At 66.9% G+C, this 11447-nt stretch carries 7 protein-coding genes and 1 tRNA gene; 5 read left to right on the forward strand and 3 right to left on the reverse strand.

Annotation, left to right across the window (positions count from 1 at the left end):
• The first annotated feature begins 117 nt into the window (after nucleotides 1-117).
• Together ACVCMC_RS07390 and ACVCMC_RS07395 are read left to right on the forward strand one after the other, a co-directional pair.
• Complete coding sequence (locus ACVCMC_RS07390) at nucleotides 118-1311, forward strand: efflux RND transporter periplasmic adaptor subunit (protein ID WP_395117555.1); 1194 nt, start codon at nucleotides 118-120, stop codon at nucleotides 1309-1311.
• Nucleotides 1312-1323: 12 nt separating this feature from the next.
• Nucleotides 1324-4491: a multidrug efflux RND transporter permease subunit gene (locus ACVCMC_RS07395; RefSeq protein WP_447099220.1), complete on the forward strand. Its 3168-nt coding sequence runs from the start codon at nucleotides 1324-1326 to the stop codon at nucleotides 4489-4491.
• Between the two features lie 192 nt (nucleotides 4492-4683).
• Here the strand turns inward: ACVCMC_RS07395 and ACVCMC_RS07400 are convergent, their stop codons facing one another.
• On the reverse strand, nucleotides 4684-5877 hold the full coding sequence (locus tag ACVCMC_RS07400) for an acyl-CoA dehydrogenase family protein (protein ID WP_395121363.1): 1194 nt from the start codon (nucleotides 5875-5877) through the stop codon (nucleotides 4684-4686).
• Nucleotides 5878-5976: 99 nt separating this feature from the next.
• Here ACVCMC_RS07400 and ACVCMC_RS07405 point away from each other — a divergent pair, with 99 nt between their 5' ends.
• Genes ACVCMC_RS07405 through metH form a run of 3 tightly spaced genes read left to right on the forward strand, consistent with a single transcriptional unit; the run spans nucleotide 5977 to nucleotide 10725 of the window.
• Nucleotides 5977-6906, forward strand: a complete 930-nt coding sequence (locus ACVCMC_RS07405) for an ArsR/SmtB family transcription factor (protein WP_447099221.1) — start codon at nucleotides 5977-5979, stop codon at nucleotides 6904-6906.
• 25 nt (nucleotides 6907-6931) lie between these two features.
• Nucleotides 6932-8029, forward strand: a complete 1098-nt coding sequence (locus tag ACVCMC_RS07410; RefSeq protein WP_447099222.1) for a homocysteine S-methyltransferase family protein — start codon at nucleotides 6932-6934, stop codon at nucleotides 8027-8029.
• Nucleotides 8026-10725 carry a methionine synthase gene (gene metH / locus ACVCMC_RS07415; RefSeq protein WP_447099223.1) on the forward strand — a complete coding sequence of 900 codons (2700 nt, stop codon included), beginning with the start codon at nucleotides 8026-8028 and terminating at the stop codon, nucleotides 10723-10725. Before ACVCMC_RS07410 ends, metH begins: the two co-directional genes overlap by 4 nt.
• Before the next feature lie 82 nt (nucleotides 10726-10807).
• Here the strand turns inward: metH and ACVCMC_RS07420 are convergent, their stop codons facing one another.
• Both ACVCMC_RS07420 and ACVCMC_RS07425 read right to left on the reverse strand, forming a co-directional pair.
• Nucleotides 10808-11149 (reverse strand): lipid-A-disaccharide synthase N-terminal domain-containing protein, encoded by a 342-nt coding sequence (locus tag ACVCMC_RS07420; RefSeq protein WP_395117545.1) that lies wholly within the window; start codon nucleotides 11147-11149, stop codon nucleotides 10808-10810.
• A 155-nt stretch (nucleotides 11150-11304) separates the two neighbouring features.
• Nucleotides 11305-11379 (reverse strand) — tRNA-Val (locus ACVCMC_RS07425).
• Between the last annotated feature and the right edge of the window lie 68 nt (nucleotides 11380-11447).

An 11447-nucleotide genomic window follows, 5' to 3' on the forward strand; every position in this document is an offset into this window, starting at 1 on the left:
CACGGCGGCGTTTCGGGCGCCACCGGCAACACCCGATGCGCGGCGGAAACGGATTCCCGCGCGGCGCATGCGACGCCCCTCCCCACACCCCGAACAAGAAAGAGAACCGGAGTCCCCATGAAGCCTTCGTCACTGCGCTCGCCGCTGCTGTGCCTGTGCCTGCTGGTATTGGCCGGTTGCGGCAAGAGCACCGGCAACGGTCCGCCGCAAATGCCGCCGCCCGAGGTGGGCGTGGTCACGGTGCAACCGCAGAACTCGCCGCTGACCCGCGACCTGGTCGGGCGCCTTTCCGCCTATCGCAGCGCCGACGTGCGCGCGCGGGTGGCCGGCGTGCTGCTCAAGCGCGATTACGAGGAAGGCACCGACGTCACGCGCGGCCAGTTGCTGTTCCAGATCGACCCGGCGCCGCTGCAGGCCGAGTTGAACGCGGCCAAGGCTTCGCTGGCGCAGGCCCAGGCCAGTTGGACCAACAACAAGGTCACCGCGCAGCGCGTGCGCGAACTGGCGCCCAAGGGCTACGTGTCCAAGGCCGACCTCGACAACGCGCTGGCCGCCGAGCGCAGCAGCGCCGCGGCCGTGCAGGCCGCGCGCGCCAACGTGGAGACCGCGCGCATCAACCTGGGCTACGCCAACGTCACCGCGCCGATCGCCGGCCGCGCCGGGCAGCAGCAGGTGACCGAGGGCGCGCTGGTGGGCAGCGGCGCGGCCACCTTGCTCACCACGGTCGAGCAGATCGACCCGCTGTACGTGAACTTCACGCTCAGCGTGGAATCGCTGGAGAACATGCGCCAGGCGCAGAGCGAGGGCAACGTCACCCTGGCCGGCCAGAACAAGGCCAGCGTGCGCATCACCCTGCCCGACGGCAGCACCTACGCCGAGCCGGGCACGGTCGATTTCTCCGCCGCCACGGTCAACCCGGCGACCGGCTCGGTGGACTTGCGCGCCACCATCCCCAACCCGAAGCACAAGCTGCTGCCGGGCATGTACGTGACCCTGCAGGCCAACCTGGGCCAGCGCCACAAGGTGTTCGTGCTGCCGCAGCAGGCGGTGCAGCGCGACACCACCGGCGCCTACGTGATGACCGTGGGTGCGGACAACAAGGTCGTGCGCAAGGACGTCACCACGGCCGACATGCGCGACGGCGACTGGGTAATCAGCGGCGGCCTGAAGGCCGGCGACAAGGTGGTGGTTTCCGGCATCCAGAACGTGAAGGAAGGCGAGCCGGCCAAGCCGAGTCCCTGGCACCGCGATGCGCCGGCCGGCGCGACGTCCACGGCGCCGGCGGGCGGCGCTTCCGCGAACGGCCAGTAACGGAGCGCCGACATGCCCAACTTCTTCATCGACCGCCCTGTCTTCGCCTGGGTGGTCGCCATCCTGATTTCGCTCGGTGGCGTGCTGGCCATCCTCAACCTGGGCGTGGAATCCTACCCGGACATCGCGCCGCCGTCGGTCACGGTCAGCGCCAGCTACCCCGGCGCCAGCGCCGACACCACCGAGAAAACGGTCACCCAGGTCATCGAGCAGCAGCTGACCGGCATCGACCACCTGCTGTATTTCAGCTCCTCGTCCAGCGCCAGCGGTCGCGCCAGCATCACGCTGACCTTCGAGAGCGGTACCGACCCCGACATCGCCCAGGTGCAGGTGCAGAACAAGGTGGCGCTGGCCACACCGCGACTGCCTTCCGAAGTGACCCAGCAGGGCGTGGTGGTGGCCAAGGCCAACGCCGGCTTCCTGATGGTGGTGGCGCTGCAATCGACCAACCCGGGCATCGACCGCGACCGCCTCAACGACATCGTCGGCTCGCAGGTGCTCGACCAGATTTCGCGCGTGCCGGGCGTGGGCAGCACGCGGCAGTTCGGCTCCGAGTACGCCATGCGCATCTGGCTCAACCCGGACAAGCTGCACGGCTACAATCTGTCGGCCAGCCAGGTGCTCGCCGCCGTGCGTTCGCAGAACGTGCAGTTCGCCGCCGGCGCGCTGGGCGCGGACCCGGCCATCCCCGGCCAGGGTTTCAGCGCCACGGTGTCGACCGAAGGCCGTTTCACCACGCCGCAGCAGTTCGCCGGGATCATCCTGCGCACCAACACCGACGGCACCACCGTCACCCTGGGCGACGTGGCGCGCATCAGCTTCGGGCCCGGCAACTACGGTTTCGATACCCAGTACGACGGCAAGCCGATCGGCGCCTTCGCGATCCAGCTGCTGCCTGGCGCCAACGCGCTCAACGTGGCCACCGCGGTGCGCGCCAAGATGGATGAGCTGGCGCCCAGCTTCCCGCCGGGCGTGACCTGGTTCAGCCCGTACGACAGCACTACCTTCGTGACCATCTCGATCAACGAGGTGGTGCACACGCTGATCGAGGCGATCGTGCTGGTGTTCCTGGTGATGCTGCTGTTCCTGCAGAACTTCCGCGCCACCATCATCCCCACCCTGGTGATTCCGGTGGCCCTGCTCGGCACCTTCCTCGGCATGCTGGTGCTCGGCTTCACCATCAACCAGCTGACCCTGTTCGGCATGGTGCTGGCGATCGGCATCGTGGTCGACGACGCGATCGTGGTGATCGAGAACGTCGAACGCATCATGACCGAGGAGGGTCTCTCGCCGAAGGATGCCACGCGCAAGGCGATGGGCCAGATCACCGGCGCGGTGGTGGCGATCACCGTGGTGCTGGCGGCGGTGTTCGTGCCCTCGTCGCTGCAGCCCGGCGCCTCCGGCATCATCTACAAGCAGTTCGCGCTGACCATCGCGCTGTCGATGGGCTTTTCCGCCTTCCTCGCGCTGAGCTTCACGCCGGCGCTGTGCGCCAGCTTCCTGCAGCCGGAGCACGAGAAGAAGAAGAACGTCGTCTATCGCAAGTTCAACCGGCTGTTCGACTGGACCACGCACACCTATACCCGCCACGTGGGCGTCGCGATCGGCCACGCGCCGCGGTGGATGCTGGCGTTCGTGGTGGTCGCGCTGCTCGGCGGCTTCCTCTACACGCGCCTGCCCGGCAGTTTCCTGCCGGAGGAAGACCAGGGCTACGCGATGTCGGTGATCCAGCTGCCGCCGGGCGCAACCAAGCAGCGCACCACCGAGGTCATGACGCAGATGCGCGACATCCTGCGCAAGGACCCCGCGGTGGACGGGGTGATGCAGGTCACCGGCTTCAGCTTCATCGGCTCCGGCGAGAACGCCGGCATGGCCTTCATCAAGCTCAAGGACTGGGCCGACCGCGATGTCGGCGCCAGCGAGTTCATCCAGCGCGCCAACCGCAAGCTGCACCAGATCCGCGATGCGCGCATCTTCGTGATCAACATCCCCACCGTGCAGGGGCTGGGCCAGTTCGGCGGCTTCGACATGTACCTGCAGGACCGCAGCGGTGCCGGTCGCGACGCCCTGACCGCGGCACGCAACACCCTGATCGGCAAGGCCAACCAGGACAGCAAGCTGGCCGGCGTGCGTCCGAACGAGCTGGAGGAAGCACCGCAGCTGCACCTGCAGGTGGATCGCGTGCAGGCGCAGTCGATGGGCCTGTCGATCGGCGACATCTACAACGCGATCGGGCTGATGCTGGCGCCGGTGTACGTCAACGACTTTACCTATGGCGGGCGCATCAAGCGCGTGATCATGCAGGCCGACGCGCCCTACCGCATGGGCCCGGATGCGCTGCAGCACATCTTCACGCCCAGCTCCAAGCTGGCCGGCGACGGCACCGCGCAGATGATCCCGCTGGCCAACGTGGTGCACTCGACGTGGGACGTGTCATCGCCCTCGCTGACCCGCTACAACGGCTACTCGGCGGTCGAGGTCGTCGGCTCGCCGGCGCCCGGGCACGCCTCGGGCGAGGCAATGAGCGAGATGGAACGGATCATCCGCAACGACCTGCCCAAGGGCTTCGGCTACGACTGGACCGGGCAGTCGTACCAGGAGATCCTCTCCGGCAACGCGGCTACCCTGCTGATGGTGCTGTCGATCTTCATCGTGTTCCTGGCGCTGGCCGCGCTGTACGAAAGCTGGTCGATCCCCGTCTCGGTGCTGCTGATCGTGCCGCTGGCGTTCCTGGGCGCGGTGGTGTTCACCCTGCTGCGCGGCCTTCCCAACGACATCTACTTCAAGATCGGCCTGATCACGGTAATCGGCCTGGCCGCGAAAAACGCGATCCTGATCGTGGAATTCGCGGTGGCCGAGCAGCAGGCCGGACGCAGCCTGCGCGAGGCCACGGTCGACGCAGCCCGCCTGCGCCTGCGCCCGATCCTGATGACCTCGCTGGCCTTCATCCTCGGCGTGTTCCCGCTGCTCGTCTCCTCCGGCGCCGGCGCCAACGCACGCCACGCCATCGGCACCGGCGTGATCGGCGGCATGCTGTTCGCCACCTTCCTCGGCGTGCTGCTGATCCCGGTGTTCTACGTGGTGGTGCGTCGCCTGCTCGGCGACAGACTCGATGGCCACGACCACCCGGGCATCCAGGGGCCACACACCTTCGACTCCGATCCGCAGCGGGGGCTTTGAAGCCGGGAATAGGGAATCGAGAATAGGGAATCGGAAAAGCACGCCCCGCAAGCCCCTGACAAAAACGCCCCGGTATCAGCCGGGGCGTTTTTTGTTTCCCTTGAGAGCGGCGGAGCCTCAATCAACCGGATTGCGCCTGCCGCATGCTCGTCCGATTCCCCATTCCCTATTCCCTATTCCCGATTCCCTGCCTCACCGCAATCCCGTCTCCGCCCGCGCAATCACCAGCCGCTGGATCTCGCTGGTGCCTTCGTAGATCTCGGTGATCTTGGCGTCGCGGAAGTAGCGTTCCAGCGACATTTCCTTCGAATAGCCCATGCCGCCGTGGATCTGCACGGCCTGGTGGGCGATCCACATCGCCGCTTCGGAGGCGGTGAGCTTGGCCACGGCCGCCTCGGTGCCGAAGCGGCCGCCGTGCTTTTCGGCCTCGCCCTTGGTCCACGCGGCGCGCAGGGTGAGCAGCGTGGCCGCATCGAGCTTGCACTTCATGTCGGCGATCTTGGACTGGGTCATCTGGAAGGTGCCGATCGGCTGGCCGAACGCCTTGCGGTCGCGCGACCACTGCAGCGTGGCTTCGTACGCGGCGCGGGCAATGCCGACCGCCTGCGAGGCGATGCCGATGCGTCCGGCATCGAGCACGCCCATCGCGATCGAGAAGCCCTTGCCCTCCTCGCCCAGCAAATTGGCTTTTGGCAACACGTAATCGGTGAACTCGATCTCGCAGGTGGCCGAGGCGCGGATGCCGAGCTTGGGCTCGGTCTTGCCGGCGTGGAAGCCGGGCAGCCGGGTATCGACGATGAAGGCCGACACCCCCTTGGCGCCGATGCCCGGCGTGGTGATCGCGAACAGCACGATGTAGCGCGCCACCGGGCCGGAGGTGATCCAGCTCTTCTTGCCGTTGATCACCCAGTCGCCGTTGGCGTTCCTGGTGGCGCGGGTATGCATGGCCGAGGCATCGGAGCCCGATTGCGGCTCGGTCAGCGCATAGGCACCGATCGCCTCGCCGGTGGCGATGGCGCGCACGTACTGCTGTTTCTGCTCCTCGGTGCCATGCTTGAGGATGCCGTTGCAGAACAGCGAATTGTTCACCGACATGACCGTCGAAGTGGCCGCGTCGGCGGCAGCGATCTCGATCATCGCCAGCACGTAGGCGATCGGGTCCATGCCGGCACCGCCGTACGCCTCAGGCACCTCGATGCCCATCAGTCCGAGCCGGCCCATCTCGCGGATGTTCTCCAGCGGAAACTCGCCCTTCGCGTCCAGCTCGGCCGCCACCGGCGCGATGCGCTTGTGCGCGAAATCACGGGCGATCGACTGGATCGACAACTGGTCTTCGGTAAAACGGAAATCCACGGGTGGGCTCCTTGAGGCAATCGAGCCGCCGATTTTAGCGGCAAATGGCCGATCGGCCCCGCGCAGCCCGCTTGACGCATGGCAAAGCCCGGCCTAGCCTATACATCTTTATATCGCGATACAGGGATAATCATGGACTTGGCCACCGCGTCCAGCGTGTTGCGCCTGCTCGCCGACCCCACCCGCGTGCGCCTGCTGGCCCTGCTGGAGAACGAGGAGCTGACCGTGGCCGAACTGGCCGCCGTGCTGCATCTGGCGCAGCCACGGGTATCCACGCATCTGGCCAAGCTCAAGGAAGCCGGCCTGGTGCGCGACCGCCGCGCCGGCGTCTCGGCTTATTACCGCGCCAACAACGAGGGCGACGAGGCGCAGCACGCGTTGGTGGTTTCGCTGCGCGCCAGCATCGACGACGCCCTGTTGCGCGAGGACACCGCACGACTACCCGGCGTGCTGGCCAACCGCGCCCGCGAGGAAGGCTGGGCCGACACCGTCGCCGGCGACATGGAGCGCCATTACTCGCCCGGCCGCACCTGGGAAACGCTGGCGCGCTCGCTGCTGCAGCTGCTGGGCACCGGCGACGTGCTCGACATCGCCTCCGGCGACGGCATCACCGCCGAGCTGCTGGCGCCGCATGCGCACTCGATCGTCTGCGTCGATTCCAGCGAGCGCGTGGTCGAGGCCGCCGCGAAACGACTGAAGTCGTTCGCCAACGTGCGCGTGATCCAGGGCGACATGCACGCGCTGGAGCTGGGCGAGCAGCGCTTCGATCTGGTGCTGATGCTGCACGCGCTGACCTACGCCGAACACCCCGCCAAGGCGGTGGCCGAGGCCGCCCGCCTGCTGCGCCCCGGCGGCCGCTTGCTGGCCGTGACGCTGGGCCAGCACGACCACCGCGCCGCGGTCGAGCCGTTCGACCACCGCAATCTCGGTTTCCGCATCGAGCAACTCGAAGGCTACGCGCGCAGCGCCGGGCTCGACGTGCTCAGCGGCAACCGGCTCAGCCGCGAGCGCAAGGCGCCGCATTTCGAAGTCATCAGCCTGCTGGCGCGCAAGCGCGCCTGACCCTCTTGTCTGCAAGGACGTTGCAATGAACACCCTGCCCTGGCTCCACCCCGATCGCGTCGCCGCCCTGGAACAGGCGCTGCGCCAACGCATCCTGATCATCGACGGCGCCATGGGCACCATGCTGCAGGCGCACCACCTCGACGAAGAGGGCTTTCGCGGCGAGCGCTTCGAGCACGGCCACGACGGCCACGCGCACGCGCACGACGGTCATGCCCATGACCATCCGGGCTGCGACCTCAAGGGCAACAACGACCTGCTCACCCTGACCCGCCCGGAAATCATCCGCGGCGTGCACGATGCCTACCTCGACGCCGGCGCCGACCTGGTCGAAACCAACACCTTCAACTCCACCCGCATCAGCCAGTCCGACTACAAACTGCAGCACCTGGCCCACGAGCTGAATCTGGAAGGCGCAAAGCTGGCCCGTGCCGCCTGCGACGCGATGACGGCAAAGACGCCGGACAGGCCACGCTTCGTGATCGGCGTGCTCGGCCCGACCAGCCGCACCGCCTCGCTGTCGCCCGACGTCAACGACCCGGGTTTCCGCAACGTGACCTTCGAGGAGCTGGCGGCGAATTACACCGAAGCGGCCAGCGGCCTGATCGACGGCGGCGCCGACGTGATCATGGTCGAGACGATCTTCGACACGCTGAACGCGAAAGCCGCGCTGTTCGCGCTGTCCGAACTGTTCCACCAGCGCGGCGCGCGCGTGCCGGTGATGATCTCCGGCACCATCACCGACCGCTCCGGCCGCACGCTCTCCGGCCAGACCGCCGAGGCGTTCTACTACTCGGTACGCCACGCACAGCCGCTGTCGGTCGGCTTCAACTGCGCGCTCGGCGCCGAGGACCTGCGCCCGCACATCCAGACCCTGGCGAGCATCGCCGAAAGCCATGTCAGCACCCACCCGAACGCCGGCCTGCCGAATGCCTTCGCCGAATACGACGAGACGCCCGAACACATGGCCGGCGTGATCGCCGACTTCGCCCGCGACGGCCTGCTCAACCTGGTCGGCGGCTGCTGCGGCACCACGCCGGCTCACATCCGGGCGATTGCCGAGGCGGTGCGTGATTGCGCGCCGCGTGCGCTGCCTTGCGTCGATCAAGCGGAGGCCGCATGACCATGACGCGCCACACCCGCCTGTCCGGCCTCGAACCGCTGGTCATCACGCCCGACCTGCTGTTCATCAACATCGGCGAGCGCACCAACGTCACCGGCTCGGCCAAGTTCAAGAAGCTGATCAAGGAAGACCGCTACGACGAAGCGGTGGAAGTGGCCCGCCAGCAGGTGGAGAGCGGCGCGCAGATCCTCGACGTGAACATGGACGAAGGCCTGCTCGATTCCGAAGCGGCAATGGTGAAGTTCCTCAACCTGATCGCCGCCGAGCCGGACATCGCCAAGATCCCGGTGATGGTGGACTCCTCCAAGTGGAGCGTGATCGAGGCCGGCCTGAAGTGCCTGCAGGGCAAGGGCGTGGTCAACTCCATCTCGCTGAAGGAAGGCGAAGAACCATTCCTGGAGCAGGCGCGGAAAATCCTGCGCTACGGCGCCGCCACCGTGGTGATGGCCTTCGACGAGAACGGCCAGGCCGACAGCGTGCCGCGCCGCCTGGAAATCTGCGAGCGCTCGTACAAGCTGCTCACCGAAGAAGTGGGTTTTCCGCCCGAAGACATCATCTTCGACTCCAATATCTTCCCGATCGGCACCGGCATCGAGGAGCACGCCGACAACGCGGTGAACTTCATCGAGGCGGCGAAGGAACTGAAGAAACGCTTCCCGTACTCGCACCTCTCCGGCGGCGTCTCCAACGTCTCGTTCTCGTTCCGCGGCAACGACGCCGTGCGCGAGGCGATCCACAGCGTGTTCCTCTACCACGCCATCCAGGCCGGCATGGACATGGGCATCGTCAACGCCGGCCAGCTGGCGATCTACGACGAGCTGGAACCCGAGCTGCGCGAGCGCGTGGAAGACGTGGTGCTGAACCGCCGCGCCGACGCCACCGAGCGGCTGATGGAGATCGCCGAGAAGCACAAGAAAGGCGCGCGCGAGCAGGACAATAGCAACGCCATGGCCTGGCGCGAACTGCCGGTGCGCAAGCGGCTGGAACACGCACTGGTGCACGGCATCGACCAGTTCGTGGTGGAAGACACCGAGGAAGTGCGCCAGACCGTCACCCGCACGCTGGACGTGATCGAAGGTCCGCTGATGGACGGCATGAACGTGGTCGGCGACCTGTTCGGCGCCGGCAAGATGTTCCTGCCGCAGGTGGTGAAATCCGCCCGTGTGATGAAGAAGGCGGTGGCCTGGCTGCTGCCCTTCATGGAAGAGGAGAAAAAACTCAGCGGCAACACCAGCAAGAGCAACGGCAAGATCGTGATGGCCACGGTCAAGGGCGACGTGCACGATATCGGCAAGAACATCGTGGGCGTGGTGCTCGCCTGCAACAACTTCGAGGTGATCGACCTCGGCGTGATGGTGCCGGCGCAGAAGATCCTCGACACCGCGATCGAGGAGAAGGCCGACATGATCGGCGTCTCCGGCCTGATCACCCCTTCGCTGGAGGAGATGGCCAACGTCGCCCGCGAAATGAAGCGGCGCGGCTTCAGCATCCCGCTGCTGATCGGCGGCGCCACCACCTCGCGCGCGCACACCGCGATCAAGATCGAGCCGCACTACGAAACCGCCTGCGTGTGGGTGAAGGATGCCTCGCGCGCGGTCGGCGTGGCGCAGTCGCTGGTCAGCAAGGAGCTGGTCGACGGCTTCCTGGCCAAGGTGCGCAGCGAGTACGCGGAGGTGCGCGAGCGCCACAAGCACCGCGGCCCCGGCAAGAAACTGGTGACGCTGGCGCACGCACGCGGCAACCGCTTCAGCTGCGACTGGGCCAACTACGACCCGCCGCAGCCGGTGCAGCCCGGCCTCACCGTGTTCGACGACTACCCGCTGGCCGAGCTGCGCGAAACCATCGACTGGACACCGTTCTTCCAGGCCTGGGAACTGGCCGGCCACTACCCCGCCATCCTCACCGACGCCGTGGTCGGCACGCAGGCCAGCGAACTGTTCGCCGACGCGCAGGCGATGCTGGACAAGATCGTCAACGAGAAGTGGCTGAAGGCCCGCGCGGTGATCGGCTTCTGGCCGGCCGCCAACCTCATGGACGACGTGGAGATCTACACCGACGACACCCGCACCCAGCCGCTGGCCACGCTGCACCACCTGCGCCAGCAGGCCGACAAGCCGGTGGAACGGCCCAACCTGTGCCTGGCCGATTTCATCGCGCCGAAGTCGTTCGGCAAGCCCGACTGGATCGGTGGCTTTGCCGTCACCGCGGGCCTCGGCATCGAGCCGCACCTCGAGCGCTTCCACGCCGACCATGACGACTACTCCGCGATCATCCTGAAAGCGCTGGCCGACCGCCTCGCCGAAGCCTTCGCCGAACGCATGCACCTGCGCGTGCGCAAGGAGTTCTGGGGTTTCGTGCCCGACGAAAGCCTCGACAACGAGGCGTTGATCGCCGAGAAATACCAGGGCATCCGCCCCGCCCCCGGCTATCCGGCCTGTCCCGATCACACCGAGAAGGCGACGCTCTTCAAGCTCCTCGACGCCACGAACAACGCCGGCATCATACTCACCGAAGGTTTCTCGATGTATCCGGCAGCCGCCGTCTCCGGCTGGTACTTCTCGCACCCCGGCAGCCAGTACTTCGTGGTCGGCCGCCTGGGCCTGGAACAGGTGCAGGACTACGCCAAACGCAAAGGCTGGAGCCAGGCCGAGGCCGAACGCTGGCTCGCCGCCAACCTCGACTACGACCCGGATTGACCGGCCGCCCGGGTAGGGCGGGCACTGCCCGCCGGCTCTTGCTCGTGACGAGGGCGGCGGGCAGTGCCCGCCCTACGCCAACTCAAGCGGTGGCGTCGCCGGTCATGCCGTTCTTTCGATGGCGGAGGTGAACGACCAGGTTGTAGACCGACACGAACACCGGGAAGAAGTTGGAGAGGATGCCCACCGAGTCGTTCTTGCCGAACACGAAGTACGCCAGCAGCAACACGCTGCCGCACACCGACAGCCACCAGAACGCCAGCGGCATCACCACGCGCTTGTACTTGCGCGTGTAGTAGAGCTGGACGAACCAGCGGCTGGTGAACATCAGCGTGCCGGCGAAGCCGACGATCTTCCACGGCGTCAGCTCGAACTGCTGCAGCGCGTGAAGGATGCGAACCAGTTCGGTGTCGAGGAATGCCATGAGCGTGCGCTTGCGTCGGGAAAGGCGCCAAGTCTAGCAATTCGCCACCATCGCTCCTTGCACGCCGCCGCAGCCGGCGGCGATCGGCAAGGCCGTCTCCTTCGCCGCGAACACGAAAAAGGCCACCCGCTGGGTGGCCTTTTCGCGATTCTGTATGGTGGGCGATGCAAGGATCGAACTTGCGACACCTGCCGTGTGAAGGCAGTGCTCTACCGCTGAGCTAATCGCCCGCCGAGAACGCGCAATTTTAGGGATACATGCCGAGCCGGTCAACCATCGCGCGAACTCCGGCGCGGCG

This window comes from Rhodanobacter sp. UC4452_H20 (assembly GCF_052978205.1).